General features: G+C 39.3%; 22 protein-coding genes, 2 tRNA genes, 1 pseudogene and 1 CRISPR repeat array. Of the genes and pseudogenes, 13 read left to right on the forward strand and 12 right to left on the reverse strand.

Annotation, left to right across the window (positions count from 1 at the left end):
* Window positions 1-68: 68 nt before the first annotated feature.
* The 3 genes from ispF to ftsB are packed head-to-tail and all read right to left on the reverse strand — an operon-like array spanning window position 69 to window position 1522.
* Complete coding sequence (ispF, locus tag NYR60_RS02505; RefSeq protein WP_279467592.1) at window positions 69-545, reverse strand: 2-C-methyl-D-erythritol 2,4-cyclodiphosphate synthase; 477 nt, start codon at window positions 543-545, stop codon at window positions 69-71.
* Window positions 542-1228 (reverse strand): 2-C-methyl-D-erythritol 4-phosphate cytidylyltransferase, encoded by a 687-nt coding sequence (gene ispD, locus NYR60_RS02510; protein ID WP_279467593.1) that lies wholly within the window; start codon window positions 1226-1228, stop codon window positions 542-544. Before ispD ends, ispF begins: the two co-directional genes overlap by 4 nt.
* A gap of 18 nt (window positions 1229-1246) precedes the next feature.
* A complete protein-coding gene (gene ftsB, locus NYR60_RS02515) occupies window positions 1247-1522 on the reverse strand; it encodes a cell division protein FtsB (RefSeq protein ID WP_279467594.1) in 276 nt (91 codons plus the stop codon).
* Window positions 1523-1775: 253 nt separating this feature from the next.
* On the opposite strand from ftsB, the gene pckA reads away from it, so the two are divergent.
* The gene (gene pckA, locus NYR60_RS02520) at window positions 1776-3386 is read left to right on the forward strand and encodes a phosphoenolpyruvate carboxykinase (ATP) (RefSeq protein ID WP_279467595.1); all 1611 of its coding nucleotides are present in this window, start codon (window positions 1776-1778) and stop codon (window positions 3384-3386) included.
* Window positions 3387-3528: 142 nt separating this feature from the next.
* Here the strand turns inward: pckA and NYR60_RS02525 are convergent, their stop codons facing one another.
* The 5 genes from NYR60_RS02525 to NYR60_RS02545 all read right to left on the reverse strand — a co-directional run bounded on the left by NYR60_RS02525 (window position 3529) and on the right by NYR60_RS02545 (window position 7956).
* Window positions 3529-4128 (reverse strand): DedA family protein, encoded by a 600-nt coding sequence (locus NYR60_RS02525; protein WP_279467596.1) that lies wholly within the window; start codon window positions 4126-4128, stop codon window positions 3529-3531.
* Window positions 4129-4146: 18 nt separating this feature from the next.
* Window positions 4147-5160, reverse strand: a complete 1014-nt coding sequence (gene purR / locus NYR60_RS02530) for an HTH-type transcriptional repressor PurR (protein WP_279467597.1) — start codon at window positions 5158-5160, stop codon at window positions 4147-4149.
* Window positions 5161-5959: 799 nt separating this feature from the next.
* Window positions 5960-6045: transfer RNA gene (locus NYR60_RS02535), tRNA-Leu, on the reverse strand.
* Window positions 6046-6288: 243 nt separating this feature from the next.
* On the reverse strand, window positions 6289-7752 hold the full coding sequence (gene xseA / locus NYR60_RS02540; RefSeq protein WP_279467598.1) for an exodeoxyribonuclease VII large subunit: 1464 nt from the start codon (window positions 7750-7752) through the stop codon (window positions 6289-6291).
* A gap of 127 nt (window positions 7753-7879) precedes the next feature.
* Window positions 7880-7956: transfer RNA gene (locus tag NYR60_RS02545), tRNA-Met, on the reverse strand.
* A gap of 213 nt (window positions 7957-8169) precedes the next feature.
* Between NYR60_RS02545 and mltA the strand changes: the two genes are divergently transcribed.
* Complete coding sequence (mltA, locus tag NYR60_RS02550) at window positions 8170-9267, forward strand: murein transglycosylase A (protein ID WP_279467599.1); 1098 nt, start codon at window positions 8170-8172, stop codon at window positions 9265-9267.
* Window positions 9268-9344: 77 nt separating this feature from the next.
* Here mltA and NYR60_RS02555 read toward each other — a convergent pair whose 3' ends face one another.
* From NYR60_RS02555 to ycaO, 3 genes are all read right to left on the reverse strand, one after another.
* The gene (locus NYR60_RS02555; protein ID WP_039709108.1) at window positions 9345-9680 is read right to left on the reverse strand and encodes a hypothetical protein; all 336 of its coding nucleotides are present in this window, start codon (window positions 9678-9680) and stop codon (window positions 9345-9347) included.
* Between the two features lie 143 nt (window positions 9681-9823).
* Window positions 9824-10786 (reverse strand): tRNA 5-methoxyuridine(34)/uridine 5-oxyacetic acid(34) synthase CmoB, encoded by a 963-nt coding sequence (gene cmoB, locus NYR60_RS02560; protein WP_279467600.1) that lies wholly within the window; start codon window positions 10784-10786, stop codon window positions 9824-9826.
* A 148-nt stretch (window positions 10787-10934) separates the two neighbouring features.
* Window positions 10935-12698: a 30S ribosomal protein S12 methylthiotransferase accessory factor YcaO gene (ycaO, locus tag NYR60_RS02565; RefSeq protein WP_279467601.1), complete on the reverse strand. Its 1764-nt coding sequence runs from the start codon at window positions 12696-12698 to the stop codon at window positions 10935-10937.
* Window positions 12699-12962: 264 nt separating this feature from the next.
* Between ycaO and cas3 the strand changes: the two genes are divergently transcribed.
* The 9 genes and pseudogenes from cas3 to NYR60_RS02610 form a co-directional block, all read left to right on the forward strand.
* The gene (cas3, locus tag NYR60_RS02570) at window positions 12963-15251 is read left to right on the forward strand and encodes a CRISPR-associated helicase Cas3' (RefSeq protein WP_279467602.1); all 2289 of its coding nucleotides are present in this window, start codon (window positions 12963-12965) and stop codon (window positions 15249-15251) included.
* 73 nt (window positions 15252-15324) lie between these two features.
* Window positions 15325-16788 carry an ATP-dependent nuclease gene (locus NYR60_RS02575; RefSeq protein ID WP_279467603.1) on the forward strand — a complete coding sequence of 488 codons (1464 nt, stop codon included), beginning with the start codon at window positions 15325-15327 and terminating at the stop codon, window positions 16786-16788.
* A gap of 150 nt (window positions 16789-16938) precedes the next feature.
* The gene (gene cas5c, locus NYR60_RS02580) at window positions 16939-17616 is read left to right on the forward strand and encodes a type I-C CRISPR-associated protein Cas5c (protein ID WP_279467604.1); all 678 of its coding nucleotides are present in this window, start codon (window positions 16939-16941) and stop codon (window positions 17614-17616) included.
* A complete protein-coding gene (cas8c, locus tag NYR60_RS02585) occupies window positions 17613-19391 on the forward strand; it encodes a type I-C CRISPR-associated protein Cas8c/Csd1 (RefSeq protein WP_279467605.1) in 1779 nt (592 codons plus the stop codon). Before cas5c ends, cas8c begins: the two co-directional genes overlap by 4 nt.
* Window positions 19392-19400: 9 nt before the next feature.
* Window positions 19401-20264, forward strand: a complete 864-nt coding sequence (cas7c, locus tag NYR60_RS02590; RefSeq protein ID WP_279467606.1) for a type I-C CRISPR-associated protein Cas7/Csd2 — start codon at window positions 19401-19403, stop codon at window positions 20262-20264.
* Entirely contained in the window at window positions 20264-20932 is a 669-nt protein-coding gene (gene cas4 / locus NYR60_RS02595) for a CRISPR-associated protein Cas4 (RefSeq protein ID WP_279467607.1), read from the forward strand. Before cas7c ends, cas4 begins: the two co-directional genes overlap by 1 nt.
* 46 nt (window positions 20933-20978) lie before the next feature.
* Window positions 20979-21992 (forward strand): type I-C CRISPR-associated endonuclease Cas1c, encoded by a 1014-nt coding sequence (gene cas1c / locus NYR60_RS02600; RefSeq protein WP_279467608.1) that lies wholly within the window; start codon window positions 20979-20981, stop codon window positions 21990-21992.
* Window positions 21993-22058: 66 nt separating this feature from the next.
* Window positions 22059-22352 carry a CRISPR-associated endonuclease Cas2 gene (gene cas2 / locus NYR60_RS02605; protein ID WP_279467609.1) on the forward strand — a complete coding sequence of 98 codons (294 nt, stop codon included), beginning with the start codon at window positions 22059-22061 and terminating at the stop codon, window positions 22350-22352.
* A 190-nt stretch (window positions 22353-22542) separates the two neighbouring features.
* Window positions 22543-23912: direct repeats of the CRISPR family, unit length 32 nt; unit sequence GCAGCCACCCACGCGTGGCTGTGAATTGAAAC.
* A gap of 12 nt (window positions 23913-23924) precedes the next feature.
* Window positions 23925-24227 (forward strand): annotated as a pseudogene (locus NYR60_RS02610) (phage virion morphogenesis protein); the annotation flags it as partial.
* A gap of 38 nt (window positions 24228-24265) precedes the next feature.
* Here the strand turns inward: NYR60_RS02610 and NYR60_RS02615 are convergent.
* On the reverse strand, window positions 24266-24460 hold the full coding sequence (locus NYR60_RS02615) for a hypothetical protein (protein WP_279467610.1): 195 nt from the start codon (window positions 24458-24460) through the stop codon (window positions 24266-24268).
* Window positions 24461-24491: 31 nt separating this feature from the next.
* On the opposite strand from NYR60_RS02615, the gene NYR60_RS02620 reads away from it, so the two are divergent.
* Window positions 24492-24674: a hypothetical protein gene (locus NYR60_RS02620; protein WP_279467611.1), complete on the forward strand. Its 183-nt coding sequence runs from the start codon at window positions 24492-24494 to the stop codon at window positions 24672-24674.
* 211 nt (window positions 24675-24885) lie between these two features.
* A complete protein-coding gene (gene rng, locus NYR60_RS02625; protein ID WP_279467612.1) occupies window positions 24886-26361 on the forward strand; it encodes a ribonuclease G in 1476 nt (491 codons plus the stop codon).
* Window positions 26362-26420 lie beyond the last annotated feature (59 nt).

Below are 26420 nucleotides of genomic sequence, written 5' to 3' on the forward strand. Positions count from 1 at the left end.
GAGACGAAAATTTTATTCATTATGTTTATCATAAGGCTAAACGAGAGTTTAGCCTTTTTTATAGCCTCTTATGCCTTTACTAAAAGTGCAACAGCTTCACAAGCAATGCCTTCTCCACGTCCGGTAAAACCGAGTCTTTCAGTAGTTGTCGCTTTTACATTGACTTGTGTTACATCACATTGTAAGTCATCTGCGATAGTTTGACGCATTAAATCAATATAAGGACGCATTTTAGGTGCTTGTGCAATAATCGTCACATCGACATTACCAACTTTATAGCCCTGAAGACGTACTTGACGATAGGCTTCAATTAATAATTTGCGACTATCTGCATTTTTGTATTGCATATCCGTATCAGGAAATAGTTTTCCAATATCCCCTAAAGCAACGGCTCCTAATAGTGCATCGGTAAGTGCATGCAAAGCAACATCTCCGTCACTATGTGCAATAAAGCCAGTATGATAAGGTACTTCTACACCACAAATCATAAGAGGGCGATCTTGACCAAATGCATGTACGTCAAAACCATGTCCAATTCGTATCATTCTTTTTTCTCCGAATAATGAGTTAAATAAAATTCCGCTAAAGCTAAATCTTCAGGACGAGTAATTTTTAAATTATCGCTTCTACCAGTGATTAATAAAGGTTGATAACCGTAATATTCCATTGCAGAAGCCTCATCGGTAATGATTAAACCTTTTTCAAAGGCATTGATAAGTGCCGCTTTAAGTAAATCGAGAGGAAAAAATTGTGGCGTTAAAGCATGCCAAAGCGTTGAACGATCTTCGGTATGTATGATTTTATTTCCACTCGCTCTTTTCATTGTGTCGATAGCAGGTACAGCAAGGATTGCACCATGTTTATCTTCAACTTGTAATAATTTCTCTAAATCGGACCGCTGTAAACAAGGGCGAGCTGCATCATGGACTAATACCCAAGCATCATTTTCAATGACTTGTAAGGCATTAAAGACGGAGTCTGCACGTGTTTCGCCACCAAATACAATTTGTATTTTAGGATGTTTTAAAAGGGGAATTTCAGGATAAAAGGTATCTTGTTTTGAAACGGCAATAATAATTTTATCAATCTGAACGTGATGTAAAAATATTTCAACCGTGTGTTCTAAAATTGTTTTATTTTGTAATTTTAAATATTGTTTGGGTAGGAGCGAATTCATTCGACTTCCAACACCTGATGCTGGTATCACAGCAATAATTTTACGAGTCATTAGTATCGTGCCTTTTTCTTAATTACGGGGGACGATTCGATAAAAAGTTTCGTTACTCTTTACCATTTCACGTTCTAATCTAGCGCGTTCTTCTAATGCGTTTACACCGTTTTTTAAATCATTAATTTCAGCAAGGATAAGATTATTTCTTGTTTCTAATTTTGCATTTTGGTCTTTTAGTGCTTCTACGGAGGTTTGAGCAATTTGATAGTCATTCCAACCGTTTTTCCCAAACCAAAAACTATATTGAAAAAAAGCAAATAAAAAGGCAAAAAAGATAATAAGTATACGCATCGGTTTTCTCTAAATGATGTCAATCAAGCGGTCTAATTTTACCTTTTTTTTGTAAAAAGAAAAATGAATCTGGAGAATAACCTTTTAATGCCTAAAAAATGAGCGATAAGAAACATTTTTAAGAAAATTAATCAGAGAAATCCTCCGGATTTTTCTAAAAATTTGAAGTAGTTAACATTTTTTTTATAAATAATTCGTTAGAATGCACTCAGTTTTTAGATTTTAACTTTTATTATTTAAATGAGGTGATTCTATGTTAAGTCGTATTGAACAAGAACTAGCACAATTAGGTATTACTAACGTCAAAGAGATTGTACGTAACCCAAGTTATGAACAATTATTTGAAGAAGAGCTAAAACCTGAGTTAGAAGGCTTTGAAAAAGGTCGCCTAACAACTTCCGGTGCAGTAGCAGTAGATACAGGTATCTTTACAGGTCGTTCTCCGAAAGATAAATACATTGTATATGATGAAACATCAAAAGATAACGTTTGGTGGACATCAGATGCGGTAAAAAATGATAATAAACCAATGAACCAAGCAACTTGGCAAAGTTTGAAAGAGATCGTGACTAATGAACTTTCAAATAAACGTCTATTTGTTGTTGATGCTTTCTGTGGGGCAAGCCCTAGCCATCGTGTTGCAGTACGTATTATTACTGAAGTGGCATGGCAAGCACACTTTGTAAAAAATATGTTTATTCGCCCAAGTGAATCGGAGTTGGCTAATTTCTCACCGGATTTTGTGGTGATGAATGGTTCAAAAGTAACTAATCCGAACTGGAAAGAGCAAGGTTTAAATTCTGAAAACTTCGTTGCATTTAACCTTACTGAGAAAATCCAACTTATCGGTGGTACTTGGTACGGCGGTGAGATGAAAAAAGGTTTATTCTCTTTAATGAACTACTGGCTACCACTTAAAGGCGTGGCTTCAATGCACTGTTCTGCTAACGTGGGTAAAGATGGTGATGTTGCAGTATTCTTTGGTTTATCCGGTACAGGTAAAACAACACTTTCAACCGATCCAAAACGTAAATTAATCGGTGATGATGAACACGGTTGGGATGAAGAAGGCGTGTTTAACTATGAAGGTGGTTGCTATGCGAAAACCATTCATCTTTCAGAAGAAAATGAACCGGATATTTACCGTGCAATCCGTCGTGATGCGTTATTAGAAAATGTAGTGGTACGTGAAGACGGTTCAGTTGATTTTGATGATAAATCAAAAACAGAAAATACACGTGTATCTTATCCGATTTATCATATTGATAATATTGTTGAACCGGTATCCAAAGCAGGTCATGCGAAAAAAGTAATTTTCTTAACGGCTGACGCATTTGGTGTATTACCTCCGGTATCAAAATTAACGCCGGAACAAACCAAATACTATTTCTTATCTGGTTTTACTGCAAAATTAGCAGGTACAGAGCGTGGTATCACAGAACCTACACCTACTTTCTCAGCATGTTTCGGTGCGGCTTTCTTATCACTTCACCCAACTAAATATGCTGAAGTGTTAGTAAAACGTATGGAAGCGGCAGGTTCTCAAGCATACTTGGTCAATACAGGTTGGAATGGTACGGGTAAACGTATTTCTATCAAAGATACCCGCGGTATTATTGATGCGATCTTAGACGGTTCAATTGAAAAAGCTGAAACTAAAGAGTTACCAATCTTTAATGTTGCAGTACCAACAGCATTACCGAACGTAGATCCAGCAATCCTTGATCCTCGTGATACTTATGCAGATAAATCACAATGGCAAGCTAAAGCGGAAGATTTAGCAAGTCGCTTTGTGAAAAACTTTGAAAAATATACAACTAATGATGAAGGTAAAGCATTAGTTGAGGCTGGTCCAAGACTCTAATATAAGTTCCAGTTGATATATGATGTAAAGGGCTAAGTAATTAGCCCTTTATTTTTGACTTTTGATTAGATTTTCTTATGAATGTCATTAAATAAAAATAAACCCGAAATAACTTCGGGTTTTGTTCTAAATTCTGTTGACTTTATCCTTTCGCTTTTTTGGATTTACGCCATTTCCATATCAAATAAACAGCAATAACACCTAAACCAGAAAAAATAATATGTTGCCCATTTTTGACTTGTTCGTGTAGCCAATCAAGATTTTGTGCACCATAATCACCTAAATAGACCCAAATTGGTACGGAAATAATTGCAGCACAGAAATCCACCAATACAAAGCGAGTATAGCTAACTCGGCGTGTAATTCCTGATACTAAATAAACGACCGCACGTAATCCTGGTAAAAAACGTGCTAAAAATAAGAGACGATTACCTTGTTTCTCAAAACGTTCTTGTACCATTTGATAACGTTCTTCCGTCACGATATTCCGAATTAATGGGAATTGGCGAATTTTTTCTCCGTAAATACGCCCTAGCCAATACATAGTACTATCGCCTACAAGTACGCCAAGCATACTGACAACTAACATCCAATGCACATTTGTGTAACCTAATCCGGAGATGACGCCCCCGGAAACAAGGGTAATATCTTCAGGAATTGGCACACCAAAACCACAAGCTAATAAAACTAAAAATACAGCCCAGTAGCCATAACTACTGAAAAAGCTGATTAAAAATTCCATTTTTACTCCTTAAAATAACTATTTTTGATTTAAATTACGTACCGAACGGCGTAAAACAAGCTCAGGATGAAACTCAATAGTCTGTGGTTGGTATTGTGCTTTATCCGTTTTGATACGCTCCAATAATAAATTAAGTGCCGTAACGCCTAAACGAGATTTAGATTGGTGAACCGTTGTCAACGGTGGCGAATAGAAACGTGATGAGTGAATATTATCATATCCTATGATAGAAATATCTTGTGGCACATATAACCCTCTTTCACTTAATGCGGAAATCGCACCGAGTGCAATCGTATCACTAAAACAGAAAATTGCGCTTGGTAATTTCTCTAGACGTAAAAGATTATTGACTTGTTCAAAGCCACTTTCCGGTTCAAAATCACCTTCAAAAATCCATTCGTCATGTACAGGTAAATTTGCTTCTTTCATTGCTTTTAAGAAACCTTCAAAACGTTCTTTAGCGGTAGTTTTATTCAAATGGCCTGCAATAACACCGATTTCTTTATGCCCATTCTCAATGAGATGACGAGTAGCCAGATAACCACCTTCGTAACTATTATCTAAAATACGATCACTATGCTCATCAGTTTTTCCCCAATCCATTACTACCATAGGAATATTGGTTCCATTAAATAGCTCTAAGGAATCTCGGGTATATTCGGAACACATAACTAAAACACCATCAACTCGTTTTTTTATTAACATATCTAGATGGTTTTGAATTTTTTCCGGTTCATTTTGTGTATTACATAAGAAAAGGGAATAACCTTGTTGATAGCAATGTTCTTCAACAGCTAATACAATCTCTGCAAAATAAGGTGCTTCACTCGTTGTGATGATCATACCGATTGATTTTGTTGTATTCACTTTTAAGCTACGGGCTACAGCACTAGGGGAATAATTTAATTGTTGTATGGCATCCCAAACGGATTTAGTCGTATCTTCTGCTACAAAACGAGTTTTATTAATGACATGTGAAACAGTGGTGGTCGATACGCCGGCGAGTTTAGCAACGTCTTTAATTGTAGCCATAATTCAGTTCTCTTTTGATATTAAAATAAATTGTTATTATAGCTAAAATTACGCATTAAAAGGGGAATTTATTTTAATAAATATTTTAAAATAAATAGATGTTACAAGTGATAGACCGAAGCAGATGATCTTGAAAAGCTCTATACGAGTTAGCTGATAAATTTCCCGTTTAGGGTACAAGACGGCTATGGCAAAAGTCCTTATCAAGAAATGTTTGAAGGGAAAATTACAGGCGATAAAATCTATTTCTGTAGAAGTTAGAAAACTAATCAAAATCTCAAATTTTTTCTGAACAATTAATTAAGGGGGGGCTAGTTATCTAGGAATGTTCCATATATTTTAATTGTGAAGTGAGTAGTTATGTTTAATCTAATCAATATTCTTATTTTATGCACTCTTTGTTATTATAGTGTTATTGGATATATGATATTAAGCGATAAAATAGAACTATTTTCTTTTGAATGGATTATTCTAACTCTCATTTGGGGGACTATATCATTTATACTTAGCATACCGTTTATCGGAATTATTGGTTCGGTTATTATTTTGATTAGTCATTGCATAATAATATTATATAAATTGAGCGTTCGGCTATATAAGTTAATTTTTTTGGTGCTAAAGACAGTCTATAAATTATCAAAAAATAACTAATTAAATTATTTTTTCAATCAATTTATATACTAGTAATGGTTCTTAAACAAAAAATTGACCAAAAATGGAATATAAAATGAGCGATAAGAAATAACTAAAAAGGCAAGAAAAAATAAATTTATAAAAAAAGATAATGAGAAAGAATTATTGGTGCCAGTGGTCGGACTCGAACCGACACGCTTTATGGGCGGCGGATTTTGAATCCGCTGCGTCTACCGATTTCGCCACACTGGCTAAGGTGTGTTTTATAAAACCTTGAAAGAAGGATTGAGTAAGATTATAGAAAAATTAGCTCACTTATGCAAGGAATAAAAAGCGAGAGATTATTGTTTGGTGTAAAAAGCAACATTTGCTTAGTCTTTATAAACGAAGTTATTCACATAATCTGTGGATAACTTCGTGAACAACATCGCTTAAAAGTCAGTAACATTTTGATTTTTAAAAAGAAAAATTATTACTATTGAGTTCGGTTGTATTTTAATCAATTAATTCAACAATTTCACTTACTATTTTTCCTTGTGAAAGTTTAGTCGTAATTTGATCTCCAATTTCAAGATTATATGTAGAACTTAAGATTTTTCCCTGAGAGGTTTGAGTGACGGAATAGCCTCTTGCTAGAATTTTTAAAGGGCTTAAACCATCTATTTTTGTACAAAGATCTTGAAATTTTTGTTGCTCTTTTGTGAGTTTTTTATCCATTGCAAACTGAAGTCGTTGTGCTAACTGGGCATATTGTTGGTTTTTCTGTACCACATAATGTGGCAATGGATTACGTTTTACTTGCTCAGTAATATGTTTCCACTGGTGTTGTTTTCGGATTAACGTTTGTTCTATCGCTTGAGTCAAACGATATTTTATCTGCTTTAATTGTATTTGTTGCTGATGTAACTGACGCTGTGGGTGTTGATTAGTTAAGCGTAGTAACAATTGTTCGAGTTTTTGCTTTTCGGTCAAATAAGTTTTATGTATCGCACTTTCTAAACGATAACTAAATTGAGCTAATCGTTGTTGCTGCATTTGTACTTGGCGAGCAGGATGCTGTGCGTTTAAACGTAATTTTAAATGTTCGAATTGTGTTTGTTTATCTGTCCACAAGCGGTCAAAAGCGAGGCTTAATTTGTCAAATTGATGTTGTAGCTGGCGAACTAATTCTTGTTGATCTCGGCTAACCAATTCTGCTGCGGCAGAAGGGGTTGGAGCTCTTAGATCTGAGACAAAATCGGCAATCGTCACATCGGTTTCGTGTCCTACCGCACTAATAATCGGAATACCTGAACGGAAAATGGCGTGAGCCACTGCTTCTTCATTAAAACACCACAAGTCTTCAAGCGAACCGCCACCTCGTCCAACAATTAATACATCACATTCTCGGCGACGATTAGCTAAATCAATAGTATTTACAATATCCTGTGTTGCTTCTTTGCCTTGTACCAATGTTGGATAAATAATAATAGCTAAGCTAGGATCTCGGCGTTTTAGAATATTTAAAATATCCTGTAATGCTGCACCGCTTGAAGAGGTAATAATACCGACTCGCTTAGCAAAAGGCGGAATGGCTTTTTTCTTTTCTTGTGCAAAAAGTCCTTCGGCGGCTAGTTTCATTTTTAATTGTTCAAATTGCTGCTGTAACAAGCCGTCACCGGCAGGTTGCATACTTTCAATAATGATTTGATAGTCACCACGAGGCTCATATAAACTGACACTAGCACGCACCAACACTTGCATACCATTTTGCGGGCGAAAAGTGACGCGTTGGTTTTTCATTCTAAACATTGCACCACGCACTTGGGCGTTTTCGTCTTTAAGGGTGAGATACCAATGTCCGGAAACGGGTTGACTAAAATTGGAAATTTCGCCGGTTAGCCAAACTTGGCCTAATTCCATTTCAAGTAAATTGCGTACTGAATAGTTAAGTTGTGTGATGGTTAGAATATTGTTCATATCTAGCAAGTGGTTGAGGATTTTGGGAAAGTTTACTGGTAAACGAAGATAAGGTGCAAGCGGTAAATTTTCATTTGTTTTTTGCAGATATAAAAAAGCCCTCAATATTATTGAGGGCTAAAAATTCTGGTTGCGGGGGCCGGATTTGAACCGACGACCTTCGGGTTATGAGCCCGACGAGCTACCAAGCTGCTCCACCCCGCGTCTGTATGTGGTGCATAATACTCGGTTTTAGTTGCATTGCAAGCATAATTTCTGGAAATGAGCTTGTTTGACTGAATTTGAAACAGAAATAGTATAAACTATCACAAATTAAGGCTATGTAAAGGATAAAAATTTAGTATCGTTTTAATCTGAATTTTGATACGCTAGCCTCTTTTCTATCAATCTTTAATCAATCATTACTTAAGGTCTTTTATGAATTGGAAAGCATATAAAACGTGGGCAAAAGTCACAGCGGTTGCACTTTTAGTTGCAAGTTGTTCTTCAGATAAAGTCAACAAAGGGCAGAGCGATTATCAAGCCGAACATGCCAAGTTTGGTGCGGTGTATAAAGGTCGTCAATATATTCCGCATAATTTTGTCAGCACTCCGACAGTAGCGGCAAATGGCTCTATTGTTAATTTCCAAGACTTTTTAAAACAATTAAATAATGTACGTGCGTATGCTGATGGTATTACTGGGCGTTATGCAGGTACTTACGGTAAAGTGTCATCTTGGATTGCCTCAGGCGGAAAAGTATCAGATTTAGCTCGTTACAATATTCATGCACTGCAAATGCGTGGTGAAGACGGTTTCCAAAACGTGTTAATGACCGGTTATTATTCTCCGGTTATTCACGCACGTCGTACACCACAAGGTCAATATCAACATCCGATTTATGCGATGCCAAGTCAGAAACGTTTTACCCGTTCACAAATTTATGATGGGGCATTAGAAGGTAAAGGTTTAGAACTGGCTTATAGTGATTCAATGTTAGATAACTTCTTACTTGGCGTGCAGGGGAGCGGTTATGTGGATTTCGGTGACGGTCGTTTAAATTATTTTGCATATGCCGGTCAAAACGGCTTTAAATATGCGAGTGTCGGTCGTTTATTAGTTGAAGACGGTGAGATTCCAAAAGAGAAAATGTCTATTCAAGCGATCCGTGAATGGGGGGAACGTAATCCGAATCGTGTACAAGGTTTATTAGAACGTAACCCGTCTTACGTGTTCTTTAAAAATGATCCGACTGGTCAAGTAAAAGGTTCGGCAGGCGTACCGTTAGTCGCATTAGCATCAGTCGCTTCAGATAAAAGCCTTGTGCCGTCAGGCAGCGTGTTATTAGTTGAAACGCCATTGATCGATCGTGCCGGTAACTGGACGGGCAAACACGAATTACGTTTAATGGTGGCATTAGATGTTGGTGGTGCGGTAAAAGGTCATCACTTTGACTTATACCAAGGTATCGGTGATGAAGCAGGTCATAAAGCCGGCTTAATGAAACACTACGGACGTGTTTGGGTATTAAATTAATCTTATCGATATAAGTAATAAGCGGTTTGGTTTGCTAAGTTTTTTGCAAATAACATAGCAAAACAGACCACTTGTTTTTAGATACAACCGCCGCAAGATCCGCAACGCCAGTCCTCTTTGTTTACCGCCTGATAAAAATAGCGAATAATTTCTTCTTCTAATGGCACATCTTGTTCAATAAACCAATCGCTTAGCCATTCAATATTTTCCACAATCCAATCGTCTTCATCCAAGCCTTCTAAGTAAAGCTCATCATCCGGATCCATATAGTTATAAATTCCTTTTGTGCCCATATCTTTATCTTGACGATCTTTCGGTAACGTCAGTTCTCTGCCATTGTAATGAATAATCCAATGACCTAAACACATAACTTGTTGTTTACGGCTCCAAGCGACAGTAAAAGGGTTCGACATAATTTGTACTCCATTCGTTTTTTTTTAATTTTAAAACTGACGAAAATAGGGGGATATACAACAAATGGGGTAAATGAGGTCGAATTTGATTTAGTTCAAAAGATAAAGCTCCAATAATTTGGAGCTTCACAGGGGATTTGAATTTAGGCGTTGGCTAAAATTACCGCACGTTTCGGCGCAGGATAGCCTTCAATCGTTTTACTATGATCATTTGGATCGAGGAAATCTACCAAACTTTCATTTTCTAACCAGTCCGTTTTACGTTGTTCTTCAAGTGTGGTAATGGCTTGATCAACACAACGCACATTTTTAAAACCAACCTTTTCCAACCAGTTAATTAGGCAATCTACTGATGGAATAAAATAAACGTTTTTCATCTTCGCATAGCGATCGGCTGGCACAAGACAAGTATTTATATCGCCATCAATCACTAGCGTTTCTAATACCAATTCACCACCTTTCACCAGTTGTGCTTTAAGTTGTGAAAGATGATCTAACGGCGATTTACGGTGATAAAGTACACCCATTGAGAACACCGTATCAAAAGCAGCTAATGGTTGCATTTGCTCAATCCCAAGTGGGATTAAATTCGCACGGCGGTCATTGCCGAGTAATTTACGAACCACTTCAAATTGGCAAAGAAATAATTCGGTTGGATCAATCCCAACGACCATTTTTGCCCCTTCTCCGACCATACGCCACATATGGTAACCGCTACCACAACCGACATCTAAAATAGTACGGTCTTTCAGCGGAGCAAGGTGCGGAAGGACACGATCCCATTTAAAATCAGAACGCCATTCGGTATCAATATGGATGCCATGCAAATGATAAGGGCCTTTACGCCAAGGCATCAGCTGTTTTAAATGATGCGTAAGCTGTTTGGTTTCACCAACGGAAAGCGGTGCGTGCGGAATAGATTCCACCTTATCTTTCAAATTAATACAAGCGGTCGAATTTGGCATAAAATCGACAATTTTTGCCCACTTGGCATAATCACCGTGCGTGGTTCTTTCCCATTGTTTTAATTGTAAAGGCAAAGTTTCTAGCCAAGTGGACAGATTCGTTGTTGCGATTTGTTGATAAAAAGGACGAAAGTCAATCATAGAAATTTTTGTGTCATTAAAATAAAGCCGACATTCTAGCAAAATTTGTAAAAAAATCTAAAAATTTAACCGCTTGATGGGGAAGAGTTGAAGCACAGGATAGGCTGATATATAAATGGTGGACTTTTGCCCACCATTTTAAGAACGATTAACGAGCAATCGGATTTACTTTCGCTACCTGTAATTTACGGTACGCATCCAGTAATTTCTGATGTGCAGTCATATTTTCGAGGGATTCGTCCGATGCAGTTAAACCGTGGAACGGATTGCCTCCGTTTACGGCATTCCAAGCAAATTCAACCGCTTGCTTGCCGTACATTTTTTCAAATACCATACGGTATTGTTCCGCATCACGTTCTTTGTCTAAGAATAATTCAATCGATTGAATTAAGCAGCGATAATAATTATTACGTTCCGCTGAGAATACGCTCGCATTCATATTTGCTGTCCAGTTTGCCCAGTCTAACGCTTGCTCTAAGTTGCCTAACGCTAAATGCAGCATCGATTTAAGCTCACCGATACGTAAGGTTTGCATTGCAGAACCTTTTTCCGCCACTAAACCGATAAACTCTCGCACACGAGTTAAATCATCAATACCTTGTTCATCTAATTCATCAAGAAGTTCTTGATAAGTTTCACGATCGTGATGGAAATGAGGCAGATCTAACAAGATTTCACGCCAATCCATACCCATATTGTTATTTGCATAAATTAAATCATCACTTGGGTAGATATTCGACATACCCGGTGCAAGAATACGACAAGCGTACACGCCTAAATGCTCATAATCCATAATATAAACCGGTTGCTCGTGCTTATTAAAGATTGCCATCATATTGGCAAATTCTTGCTCGGTTGTACCTGAGAAATCCCAATGAACGAAGTCATAATCTGCATCTTTCTTGAAAAGATCCCAAGAAATTAGACCGCTTGAATCAATAAAGTGCGTTTCAAGGTTAGCGTGATCCGCCACATCTTCATTATTAAATGAAGGCGGAGCAAACACATCTAAATCTTTTAAGCTACGACCTTGTAATAACTCGGTTACTGTACGCTCGAATGCGACTTGGAAATTCGGGTGTGCACCGAATGAAGCGAAACAAGTCCCGTTATTCGGATTTAACAAAATCACACAAATAACCGGGAATTCACCGCCTAATGATGCGTCATAGCATAAAATCGGGAAGCCTTCTTGTTCGAGTTTTTCGATAGATGCTTTGATTGTCGGATAACCGTCAATCACGCTTTGTGGAATTTCTGGCAAGCTGATTGCTTCAGTGATAATACGGTTTTTCACAAAACGTTCGAATACTTCCGACAAACCCTGTACACGTGCTTCGTTTTTTGTATTACCTGCCGACATACCGTTTGAAACAAATAAGTTACCGATAATGCTTTGCGGAATATACACGGTTTGGTTATCCGATTGGCGTACATAAGGTAAGGTTACAATCCCACGATCGTAATTTCCGGATTGAAGATCAACTAATAATTCCGGCGTAAGCTCACCATTCGGATCGAAATATTCCCATAAATAATCGTCCATCATATCCGCTGGCGGTAATACGTCATCTTCGATTGGGAACCATTTCTCACTCGGATAATGAACGAATTTACTATTGGCGATTTCTTGACCTAAATAAAAATCTGCCCAAAAGTAATTGGTGGATAAACGCTCAAAATACTCGCCTAATGCCGAAGCTAAAGCTGCTTTTTTGCTTGCACCTTTACCATTTGAGAAACATTGTGGGCAATCTGCATCGCGAATATGTACCGACCACACATTCGGCACCGGGTTTAACCAAGATGCTTCTTCAATGTTAAAGCCTAAAGTTTTTAATTTATGTTGAAAGGTAGAAATGCTGTCCTCAAGTGCAGCATCTTTACCGGTAATAAAAGTTTGTTCTGACATGGTAATACCTTTGACTTGTCGTAAAAAATCGCAACATTCTAGCAAAAATCCCCACAGATAAGTAAATTTTTTGTGAGATTTCTGCATAAAGACCCGTATTCATAATCCGGAAAAAAGTGATTATAAGCGATTGAATTTTCTTTGAATTTTGCAAGTAAAATTTGTGTTTGATTTAAGTTAAGAAAATATCATCTGAAATATATACAAGGAAACGGGTTGGCGGTAGTATCCCTTACATTAGGAAAGAAATATTGAAGGAATAAAATGGAAGACTATACAATTCACCCTTTTTACGCTCATTCGGGGAAGCTTTCTGATCATTCAGATTGGCAAACCTTACTCTGCCACGCCAATAATGTCGGGTTACTTGCTGCTGAATTTGCTGCACCCTTCGCTTCACAAGAGATTGCTCGCTGCACGGGGCTATTGCACGATTTAGGCAAATATAGTGAACGTTATCAAAATCGTTTACACGGTGGAGAAAGGGTAAATCATTCCACTGCCGGCGCAAAAATTGCGGTAGATCGTTGGGGACCGCTGGGCAAAATGATGGCGTTTTGTATCGCAGGCCACCATGCAGGTTTGGCTAATGGTTCTGGAGAAGGGAAAAATCGTTCTACACTCACACAACGTCTGCAAGAACAATTTGGTCATGGCCATAAAGATCTACCGTTGCTTGATCCTATTTGGCAGCAAGAGCTTAATTTGCCTGAAAAAGTCCCCTTACCGCCTTTAAAACCCTCTAAAAACGAACCTTTCTTTTCTTACGCCTTTTTTATTCGAATGCTTTATTCCTGTCTTGTTGATGCCGATTTTCTTGATACGGAAGCCTTTTATACCAATCTCGAAAAAAGACCGCTTGAACGAGGAAATTACCCAAATTTAACCGCACTTCATCAACAATTTAATCAATTTATTGCACAGTTTAGGGAACGGATTGCCACTCAAACGCCTAATACGCAGGAGGCACAACGCAAAGCAGAGGTAAATCGCTTGCGGAGTGAAATTTTGGATTATGCGGTTACTCAAGCAACGCAAGAAATAGGCTTATTTTCTCTGACCGTACCAACGGGTGGTGGCAAAACCTTTACCTCAATGGCATTTGCTCTTGAACACGCCAAACAGCACGGTTTACGCCGAATTATCTACGTTATTCCGTTTACTAGCATTATTGAGCAAAATGCGGCGGAATTTCGCAAAGCTTTTGGCGAGCTGGGAGAAGAGGCGGTATTGGAACATCACATCACTTTTGATCACGATAACCTGTCTGATAAATCAAGCCGAGATAAGCTGAAACTAGCATCGGAAAATTGGGATGCACCGATTGTCGTCACCACAGCAGTGCAATTCTTTGAAAGTTTATTTGCCGACCGTTCTTCACGCTGTCGCAAATTGCATAATATTGCTGGTAGTGTAATTATTCTGGACGAATCCCAAATGCTACCGCTGAATTTGTTACGCCCAATTATGGCAGCGATTGATGAATTGGCTCGCAATTATCAATGCTCTGTTGTGTTATGTACCGCTACACAACCGGCAATTCACCAAGCAAATGGTTTCTATAAAGGGTTTGAGAATGTGCGAGAAATTGCACCAAATCCAACCGCACTTTTTGAAAAGTTAAAACGTACTACGGTAAAGCATATCGGTATTCAAACAGATGCGGAGCTGCAAACCAAACTCGCAGATAACCCACAAATGCTGATAATCGTTAATAACCGCCGTCATGCCCGAGCCTTATATGATTCAGCGAAACATTTAGACGGTACTTATCATCTCACCACACTAATGTGTGCTAAACACCGCTCGCAAATATTAGAAGAAATCCGACTTCGTTTAAAACAAACTCTACCTTGCCGAGTGATTGCCACTTCTTTAATTGAAGCGGGTGTCGATGTGGACTTCCCTTTGGTAATGCGTGCCGAAGCAGGGCTAGATTCAGTGGCTCAAGCAGCAGGGCGTTGCAACCGAGAAGGAAAACGTTTAGCAGAAGAAAGCAATGTTTGGGTTTTTCAACCTGAAGAACAATGGAAAGCACCACCAGAGTTAGGCTTGCTTTCTAGCTGTATGCGTTCAACGGTACACATTCATGCAGAAGATCTGATTTCTCCACAAGCAATCAATCATTATTTCCAAGCAGTGTATGAGGCGAAAGGAAAAGAACTGGATAAAAAAGGGATTTTAGAAGCTTGCTATAAAGCAGGACAAAGCCTTAATTTCCCATTCCAAAAAATAGCAGATGATTTCCGAATGATCACAAGCCACTTAATTCCGGTGATTATCCCTTTCGACCAAGAAGCAAAAAACTTTATTGACCACTTACGCTATGCGGATCAAGTGGGTGGTATTTTAAGAAAACTCCAACCTTACACTGTGCAAGTGCCAGAGAAAGCATTAGCCGAACTTTATCAGGCAGGCAGAGTTGAAGCGATTAATGAAACCAACTTTGGTAAACAGTTTTACTCTTTAATTGGAATGGATTTGTATGATGAGGTGGCGGGGGTGAGTTGGGAGAATGTGGAGTTTTTGAGAGGAGAAATGTTAGCAATTTAGATTTTGTTTAATTAGAAATTATTAAGTAAATTAACCATATTATATTTAGGTCCTATTATATAAGGAAAATATTATGTTTATTAAGAATATTAAGTTATCTAATTTTAAAGGATTCATTAGTGATGATCATCAAATCAATTTTAGAATTCCTGATGGAATAACTGCGGGAAGTGGATTAAACATTTTTGTTGGAGAAAATAATTCTGGTAAATCATCAGTTTTTGAAGCTATAGATTTCTTACGAAATGGGATTAAAGAAGATTCTATTTCCCTAGTTAAAAGTAAGTTATCAGATGGAAGTCAACCTCATGATGCTTGTATAGAATTGACTTTTTGTGGTGAGATTAAAAATGCTATCAATTACTTTGTACAAGCTAATAAACAAGCAGCATTTAATAACGCAGTTAATGGTAAACAAGAATTAAAAGCTAAGAGAAATACAGCTTCCTGTAAAAAATTAGATTTATGGGATGAAGTTTCCCAAGGGTATTCAAATCCAAGTGGTATTGACGCACCTTTTAAAGCTCTTTTTGAAACGAATTTTATTTGGGCTGATACAAATCCAAATGATGAAGCTACATTCGGTGCAACAACACTTTGTGGCTTGCTTTTAAAAGAAATTGCCAAAGCACATATTGATTCTGATGAATACCGAAAGTTTCAAGAGAGTTTTAATCAAGTTTTTAACTCGCCAAATTCAGAATTACGCCAACAAATTTCGACTATAGAGCAAAAAGTTCAGCGTATTTTTACTGAACAATTTGGGCAAGCCGATATTCGTTTCCAATTTGATGAGTTAAAAATTGATTCATTTTTTAAAAATACATCTATTTTTATCAATGACGGAGTGGATATTCCTATGTCAGAAAAGGGGAACGGAATGCAGCGCTCCGTTGCATTGGCATTGCTACAGGTATATGCAGAGGAATTGGCTCATGATTCAGAGCAAGAACAGACCAAACCGTTCTATTTGTTTATTGATGAGCCTGAAATTTGTTTACATCCTAAAGGGCAAACTAAATTACTTGAAGCTTTGTTAGAAATATCTAAAACCAAACAAGTATTTTTAACAACACATTCTCCTTATTTTTTAGTTACACCAAATTTAAGAAATGTTGGGCTATTTATTTTTAGAAAAGATGGGATTCGTAATGTTGTGGAAGATGCATCGGTAGAACCAATGTTTCCATGGAGCCCAACGTGGGGAGAAATTAATTTCAAAGCGTATAAATTACCTACAGTTGAGTTACATAATGAATTATATGGAAGATTGCAACACAATAGTCGAAAATTTACAGAAAAAGAGTTTGAGATATGGCTAAGTAATAATGGGATAGAGCAAAATAAACAATGGACTCGTGAAAAAAATGGAAATGTTTGTACTCCGCAAGTAGTAACATTACAGACCTTTATTCGTAATCATATCCATCACCCTGAAAATCAAACGATGCAATCCGAACGTTATACTGAAGACGAATTAAAGCAATCCATAGAGGAAATGATAAGATTACTTTCAGTTGATTCTAGTGTTGCCTGAAAATTTTAAATAATCGACAGGTAAACTAATTCTACAAAAAGTTATTTATAGATAAAAGTGTGGTTCGGTATTCTAAGAAATTTTCAAATTTAAACTGAATCCCAGTCACTAGTACTACTATTATCTGAAGTACCAAAAACGGAGGCATTAATGCCAAACAAAATCAGGCTCCATATTTGGGGTGATTATGCTTGTTTTACCCGTCCTGAAATGAAGGTGGAGCGGGTGTCTTATGATGTGATTACGCCGTCTGCGGCACGGGGGATTTTAGCGGCGGTGCATTGGAAGCCGGCGATTCGCTGGGTGATTGATAAAATTTATGTATTAAAACCGATTCAGTTTGAGTCTGTTCGCCGTAATGAGTTGGGCAGTAAAATTTCCGCTAGTAAAATCAGTGGGGCAATGAAACGTAAAACAGTGGCGGATTTATATACTGTGATTGAAGACGACCGCCAACAGCGTGCCGCTACTGTACTGAAAAATGTGGGCTATGTTATTGAGGCTCACGCCGTGCTGACCAAAATGGCAGGCGAGGCAGAAACTGTCACCAAACATATTGAAATGTTTAAACGCCGTGCGAAAAAGGGGCAATGTTTCCAACAGCCTTGTATGGGCGTACGTGAATTTGCCGCAAATTTTGCCTTGATTGATGACGATGAGCCGTTACCTGAATGTTTTTTGGCAGAAAATGAGCGAGATCGTGACTTAGGTTGGATGTTGCATGATATTGATTTTGAACACGGTAATCAGCCTCGTTTTTTCCGAGCAGAAATGAAAAATGGCGTGATTGATGTGCCGCCATTTTATGCCGAGGAGGTCAAATCATGATTCTCTCCGCTTTAACCCGCTATTATTACCGCCTTGCAGCACAAGAAGATCGTTTAACAGGCGAGCCTAAAGTCCCCTCCTATGGTTTTAGTGAAGAAAAAATCGGTTGGGTACTAGAATTGGATTTAGAGGGCAATTTGGTCAATGTCATTCCAAATTTAACCGCTGATAAGAAACCTAAACCGAAATTGATGAGCGTGCCTCGCCCTGAAAAACGCACATCAGGCATTAAACCCAATTTTTTATGGGATAAAACCGCTTATGTGCTAGGCGTGGAAAGTAATCAAGATAAAGCCACCGCCAAAGATCAACCCACCAAATTTGCCGAGAAAACCTTTGAGGCATTTAAACAGTACCATTTGGATTTACTTGCGGATTCCAATGATGAAGGTTTAATGGCGATAAGAAATTTCCTGCAACAGTGGCAGCCAGAACACTTTGCGGAATCAATCTGCCCAACCGAAATGCTTGACGCAAATGTTGTGTTTAAATTAATCGGCACAAGCGGTTATATTCATCAGCGAGAAGCCGCACAAATCCTTTGGGCAAGCTTATTGGTTAACGAAGACAGCGATCAAGGGCTATGCTTAATCAGCGGCGAAATCGCCCCAATAGCACGCCTCCACCCTGCAATTAAAGGTGTTTATGGCGGACAAAGTGCGGGCGGTTCAATTATTTCTTTTAATAAAGAAGCTTTCACCTCATTTGGCAAGGAACAAGGCAGTAATGCCCCTGTTTCTGAACAAGCTGCCTTTGCCTACACCACTGCTTTAAATTATTTACTACGTACAGAGGAGCATCGTTTAAGCATTGGCGATGCGAGTACCGTCTTTTGGGCGGAAGCAGACAATAATGCACAAGCCGAAGCTGCCGAGGGTTTCTTCTCTGCTTTAATGACGCCGCCTGATGATGAGCAGGAAAACGATAAAATCTTTAAAAAATTGCAAGAAGTTAGCAAAGGACGACCGCTTGCAGAGATTTCCCCCGAATTATCTGAAAATACCCGTTTTTATGTGTTGGGGCTAGCCCCGAATGCGGCTCGTATTTCGGTGCGTTTTTGGCTAGATACCACTTTTGGGCAACTGGCAAAAAATCTCAGCGAGCATTGGCAAGATCTCGCTCTTGAGCCTTGTGCATGGAAAACTCCCCCCTCCATTTGGCGACTATTATTACAAACCGCTTCATTAGGTAAAAGTGAAAATATTTCTCCTGTCTTGGCAGGCGAAATGGCTCGCGCAGTTATTAGCGGTCATTTATATCCGATGAGTTTACTTTCACAGTTAGTGACTCGAATCCGAGCAGATGGTGATATTAACGGCTTGCGAGTAGCATTAATGAAAGCGGTCTTACAACGAAAATTTAGAAAAGGTCTTATTAAACAAGGAGTTCCTATGAGCTTAGATAAAGAAAGCGATAACCACGCTTACTTGCTCGGCAGGTTATTTGCAGTATTAGAAAGAATCCAAAGCCAAGCATTAGGCGAATTAAATGCCGGCATTGCCGACCGTTACTATGGTTCGGCTTCTGCCGTACCGTTCTCTGTGTTCCCTCGCTTATTAAGCGGTGCAAAACATCATTTATCTCGCTTAAGAAAAGATAAGTGCGGTATGGCAGTCAATCTGGATAAGGATTTAGGCGAGATTATTGCCAACTTGCCAGAAAATTTCCCTCGCCATTTAAGTATTGATGAGCAAGGACGTTTTGCGATTGGCTATTACCACCAAAAACAAAGTTATTTTGCAAAAAAAGAAACCACTGAATCTATTGAGAACTAAGGAAATACTATGTCTATTCAAAACCGCTATGAATTTGTTTTTTTCTTTGATGTAACCAACGGCAACCCAAATGGTGACCCGGACGCAGGCAATATGCCACGCCTTGATCCTGAAACCAGTAAAGGCTTAGTCACTGATGTTTGTCTAAAACGCAAAATTCGTAATTTTATTGAAATGAGTTATGAAAACGAGGCGGGTTACGAAATCTATGTTAAAGAAAAAAGTGTTCTGAACTTACAAAACAAACGTGCTTATGAAGCATTAGGGATTGAATCGGAAGCGAAAAAATTACCAAAAGATGAAGCTAAAGCCCGAGAAATTACCGCTTGGATGTGTAAAAACTTCTTTGATATTCGCACCTTTGGGGCAGTAATGACTACCGAAGTGAACAGCGGACAGGTGCGAGGCCCTGTGCAACTGGCGTTCGCTCAGTCTATCGATCCGATTATTCCGCTCGAAGTGTCGATCACTCGAATGGCGGTAACTAACGAAAAAGATCTTGAAAAAGAACGCACTATGGGGCGTAAATACATTGTACCTTACGCACTTTACCGTGTTCATGGCTTTATCTCTGCCAAACTAGCAGAAAAAACGGGATTCTCTGATGAAGACGTGCGAAAACTTTGGCAAGCATTACAACTCATGTTTGAACACGACCGTTCTGCCGCACGAGGCGAAATGGCAGCTCGCAAATTAGTTGTGTTTAAACACGACAGCGAATTAGGCAACCAACCTGCTCATAAATTGTTTGAAACGGTAAAAGTTGAGCGTGTCAATGGCGAAAAAGACACACCAGCGAAAGGCTATGATGACTACCGTATCAGCGTACAAGCTGAAGGTTTAAATGGCGTAACCGTTGAAGAATTACTGTAATGGGCGATTTGCAAAATTCTGCCGAAATATCACCGCTTGTTCCGGCCGTACTTGGCGATGACAAGCGGTTGATTTCGCTTTCCGCTTTGCAACACTACGCTTTCTGCCCTCGCCAATGTGCGTTGATTCACAACGAACAAGCGTGGGCGGAGAATTTTCTTACCGCACAAGGTAACGCATTACACGAGCGAGTGGATTCAAGCGAGCCAGAAGTTCGCAAAGGGATTCGCTTTGAGCGAACGGTTCACGTTGCAGCGGAAAAATTAGGTATAAGTGGCATTTTGGATTTAGTTGAGCGAGATCTGAAAACCGGCGAGCTAAAACCTGTGGAATACAAACGTGGCAAGCCGAAACTTGAACCGATTGATGAAATCCAACTCTGTGCCCAAGCCTTATGTTTGGAAGAAATGACCGGGCAAACCATTAACGAGGGTGCGTTATGGTATATGCAAACTCGCCACCGTTTGCCGATCATTTTTTCCACCGAACTACGCACCAAAACACTCGCTATTATTACCGAAGTGCGGTCACTTTTAAACGGCGGAACAACACCACTTCCCAAATACAGCAAACGCTGTAAAGCCTGCTCGCTCATCGACCTTTGCCAACCGCAGTTGTTGGAAAGGGATAGGTCGAAGGGATATGTGGTGGGATTATTTGGGGAGTAGAGTTGAGGACTGGTTCAATGTCGTCAATTTTTTAGGAATTTTAACAATGCGCAAACTCCAAAACACCCTCTACATTACTACCCAAGGTAGTTACTTGCACAAGGAACGTGAAACCTTAGTTGTGGAGCAAGAACGGAAGAAAGTGGCACAGTTGCCTATTCATTCCATTGGGCATATTTTTTGTTTTGGCAATGTGTTGGTGTCGCCGTTTTTAATGGGATTTTGTGGCGAAAATAACGTAAATTTGGCATTTTTTACCGAAAGTGGTCGTTATCTTGGGCGGTTGCAAGGGCGACAAAGTGGTAATGTATTGTTACGCCGAGCCCAGTATAAAAAGTCGGAGACCAATCCTCTTCCTATTGCGCGCAATATCATTGCTGCCAAAATTCAGGCATCTAAGCGTGTATTGCAACGGCAAATTCGTAATCACGGCGAAAATGCGGATATTCAATCGGCAATTACCGCATTAAATTACAGCCTGCAACAGTTGAAAACAGCAGACAATTTGGATTTGATTCGAGGTATTGAGGGTGATGCGGCATCTCGGTATTTCGGTGTATTTTCTCATCTTATCAAAGCAAATAGCGGTTTCCACTTTGACGGACGCAATCGCCGTCCACCTCGTGACGGTGTGAATGCTTTGCTTTCATTTCTTTATAGCATTGTAGGGAAAGATATTAGTGGGGCATTGCAAGGTGTAGGGCTTGATCCGCAGATTGGCTTTTTGCACGCAGATCGTCCAGGGCGAGATAGTTTAGCTCAAGATATTTTGGAGGAATTTCGTGCGTGGTGGGTGGATAGAATGGTGTTGTCACTGATCAATCGAGGGCAAATTAAGCCCGATGATTTTATAACAGAAGCCAGCGGTGCGGTAACGCTCAAGCCCGAAGCAAGAAAATTATTGTTTCAGGCATTGCAAGCGAAAAAACAAGAAAAAATCATCCACCCATTTTTAGAGGAGGAAGTGGAAATCGGCTTGTTACCTTATATCCAAGCGATGTTATTAGCTCGTCATTTACGTGGCGATTTGGCAGAATATCCACCGTTTTTAATGCGTTAAAATCTGCAAAATTTTGTTGAAATCTGACCGATTGTTTCTGTTTTATTTATTGAGGAATTAGCAATTATGCTGATGTTGATTACCTACGACATTTCATTTGATGACCCAGAAGGGCAGACTCGCCTACGCCGTATTGCTAAGCATTGTTTGGATTATGGTGTACGGGCTCAGTATTCTGTGTTTGAGTGTGATGTTACACCCGACCAGTGGGTAACACTGAAAAATAAATTATTGGAAACTTATAACCCTGATTGTGATAGTTTGCGTTTTTACCATTTAGGCAGTAAATGGCGTAATAAGGTCGAACATCACGGTGCAAAACCTGCAGTGGATATTTTTAAAGATACGTTAATTTTATAAATCGCTAACCGGTAGTTCTCATGGAAATGCTAGGAGGTTAGCGAATCTACATTGTTCTTTAATAATCAAGGAATTAGAAAAAATAAGGTACAGTATATTGTCGATATGCTATACTTTTTCCACTCTCTACAGAACGTTAGCGAATAAAGGGCTGAAAAGCCTGATGTTTCAATGCGTTATCTTGTAGAGGGCAGCCACCCACGCGTGGCTGTGAATTGAAACGCTCCCCAACGTACCACGACGAATTATTTAATTTGGGCAGCCACCCACGCGTGGCTGTGAATTGAAACAGCTTTTGCAAATAACTCAGATGGACTGGATGCAGCCACCCACGCGTGGCTGTGAATTGAAACTTCTTGAATGTTACGAGGAAGCTAAATACGTCAATGGCAGCCACCCACGCGTGGCTGTGAATTGAAACGTTCTATCGCATTTGCAAGTTCACTTAGACAAAGTGCAGCCACCCACGCGTGGCTGTGAATTGAAACGTTCGCTCAGGTAGTAGGAAATGCCCAAACGGCTAGCAGCCACCCACGCGTGGCTGTGAATTGAAACCTAGCTTTGGTGAATCAGAAACACCTAGAATTGCGGCAGCCACCCACGCGTGGCTGTGAATTGAAACTGACAAGTCCATCAAAGCTCGCAATTTAACTACTAGCAGCCACCCACGCGTGGCTGTGAATTGAAACAGGCGTATAAGGCGCAGAAAGTTCTAATACATCAAAGCAGCCACCCACGCGTGGCTGTGAATTGGAACGTTCTATCGCATTTGCAAGTTCACTTAGACAAAGTGCAGCCACCCACGCGTGGCTGTGAATTGAAACGTTCGCTCAGGTAGTAGGAAATGCCCAAACGGCTAGCAGCCACCCACGCGTGGCTGTGAATTGAAACGTTCGCTCAGGTAGTAGGAAATGCCCAAACGGCTAGCAGCCACCCACGCGTGGCTGTGAATTGAAACCTAGCTTTGGTGAATCAGAAACACCTAGAATTGCGGCAGCCACCCACGCGTGGCTGTGAATTGAAACTGACAAGTCCATCAAAGCTCGCAATTTAACTACTAGCAGCCACCCACGCGTGGCTGTGAATTGAAACCCAATACTTGGTACTTTCGACAAAGTACCAGTATGCAGCCACCCACGCGTGGCTGTGAATTGAAACAACATTAGGATACCACCCATTTACATTTACGCCCCGCAGCCACCCACGCGTGGCTGTGAATTGAAACAGTTGCATCAGCAGAATCAAATTCAAATCGTCCTTGCAGCCACCTACGCGTGGCTGTGAATTGAAACACCTATTAAAAAAGCCCATCTTGCGACAGGCTTTGCAGCCACCCACGCGTGGCTGTGAATTGAAACAGCGGAGCAAAAGCATTAACACAAATTAATGTTGGCAGCCACCCACGCGTGGCTGTGAATTGAAACCAAATCTTCCATCGCACTCAAAATCACATACATTTGGCAGCCACCTTCGCGTGGCTGTGAATTGAAACTTACTTCTGACATCTCTAATAGCTGTTTAGCCAATAGCAGCCACCTTCGTGTGGCTGTGAAATGAAAGCAACAAAACCCGGACGGCACAAGCTACACACCAAGAAAAGCACAACACCGGATTAAAAAACGAGCGAACCGAAAAATGTTTGCCAAATTAGCGACTGCGAAAATGATGAAAACCATTGCCACGGACAGCGGAATTGAAATCGGTTATACCGGTGCAAATGCTTTTATCGCCGATGTACACCAATACGGAAAACCATCTCATGTAGTCAAAAATGCAAATTGGAAAGTTAAATACGAACAGCGAGAACTATTAGGCTTTACGGATGAAGATATTGAAATGATAGAAAATTTAATTATTGAGCATTTGGCGAAGTGATTTGATTTGCAAAAAGGCGGTCGAAATAGACCGCTTACTTAATCATCAACAAAAGGCACTATGAATCCAAATAAAGGCATTATAAAAGCAGTAATCAAACCCGTTGACACAAAACTAAACAGAAACCATATAAAAAAATCAAATTGAGGAAAAATGGAATAAAAAAAGTATCCCACCGCAGGGAATAGAATGAATACACTCACACCAATAATAATATCGCCCACTTTAGACATTTTTCCACCTCCGAACTTATAGGAATATAATATGAGCAAAGACTTAAAAATTCAAGTAATGCTGTCAACTATTGATAAACTTACAGCACCCTTCAAAAATGCACAAAAAGCTACAAAAGTGTTATCAAATGCATTAAAAGATAAAACAAAGCATTTATATGATTTAAAAAAAGAATACCAAGAAAATGAGGCGGCCACTTTTGAGTGGCTATGAATCGAAACAGCCTCAACAAGTGGCGGGCCTTCATGATGTTTAGCAGTATCTATTTACGTAGCTATTTTGCTTAATACTTAGTATTTTTATTTTTTAAACAATAATCATTTTGTGATAAAACTCACTACTTATTTGATCTCGATTTTTGTTTTCTTAGTTCGTCAATGTTAAACTTTAGTGAATATTATTTAACGACTTAGAGAAAGAGAAAATGAGCGGTGCAGAATTATTAGTAAATGTCACACCGAGTGAAACTCGGGTGGCGTTAGTTGAGAATGGATTATTAAAAGAGCTTCATATTGAGCGTGAGGCGAAGCGAGGGATTGTCGGTAATATTTATAAAGGGCGTGTGACACGAGTGTTGCCGGGAATGCAGTCGGCATTTGTCGATATCGGCTTGGAAAAAGCAGCATTTTTACATGCTTCCGATATTGTTTCACATACGGAATGTGTCGATGAAAACGAGAAGAAACAGTTTGTCGTAAAAGATATTGCAGAACTGGTACGTGAAGGGCAGGACATTATCGTACAAGTGGTAAAAGACCCGATTAGTACCAAAGGCGCACGTTTAACTACCGATATTACTTTGCCTTCTCGCTATTTGGTATTTATGCCGGAAAATAGTCACGTGGGCGTTTCGCAGCGTATTGAAAGTGAGGAAGAACGTAATCGTTTAAAAACATTGGTTGAGCCTTATTGTGATGAACTCGGCGGCTTTATTGTACGCACGGCGGCGGAAGAAGTTTCGGAAGAAAGTTTGCAACAAGATACGATTTTCTTGAAACGTTTATGGCGTAAAATTTTAGAGCGAAAAGCAAAATATCCGGTTAAATCAATGTTATATGGCGAACTGGCTTTAGCACAGCGTGTTTTACGTGATTTTGTCGGTACGCATATCAGTTCGATTCGCATTGACTCAAAAATGACCTATGAACAAGTTAAAGAGTTTTTGGCGGAGTTTATGCCAGAATTGACTGAAAACGTGAGTTTATATAGTGGTAGCCAAACGTTATTTGATGCTTATGGTGTAGAAGAATCGATTCAAAAAGCGTTGGATAAACGAGTCGATTTAAAATCGGGCGGTTATTTAATTATTGAACAAACTGAAGCGATGACCACGATTGACATTAATACCGGCGCGTTTGTCGGTCATCGTAATTTAGCTCATACAATTTTTAATACCAATATCGAAGCGACCCAAGCGATTGCACATCAATTACAACTGCGTAATTTAGGTGGCATTATCATTATTGATTTTATTGATATGCAAGAAGAAGAGCATCGTGAACGAGTGTTGCAGTCATTACAAGAAGCGTTAAAAGGCGACCGAGTGAAGACCAATGTGAACGGCTTTACCCAGCTTGGCTTGGTCGAGATGACCCGTAAACGTACCCGTGAAAGTTTAGAGCGAGTGTTGTGTTGCGATTGTCCGGCGTGTAAAGGGCGTGGTACGATTAAAACGGTTGAAACGGTTTGTTATGAAATTCTGCGTGAGATTGTGCGTGTTCATCACTTGTTTAAAACCGAAAAAGTGCGAGTCTATGCTGCAAAAGATGTGGCGGAATATTTAATTAATGAAGAAACGCACGCTTCAATTGCCGAGTTAGAAGCCTTTATCGGTAAAAAAATAGAAATCAAATTAGAACCTTACTATCATCAAGATCAATTTGATGTTGTTGTCATGTAATCGACAAGCGGTCGAATTTTGTGAAAGTTTTGCAAATTTTTCCTAAAATCCGACCGCTT

Source organism: Actinobacillus genomosp. 2 (assembly GCF_029773605.1).
Taxonomy (GTDB): domain Bacteria; phylum Pseudomonadota; class Gammaproteobacteria; order Enterobacterales; family Pasteurellaceae; genus Actinobacillus.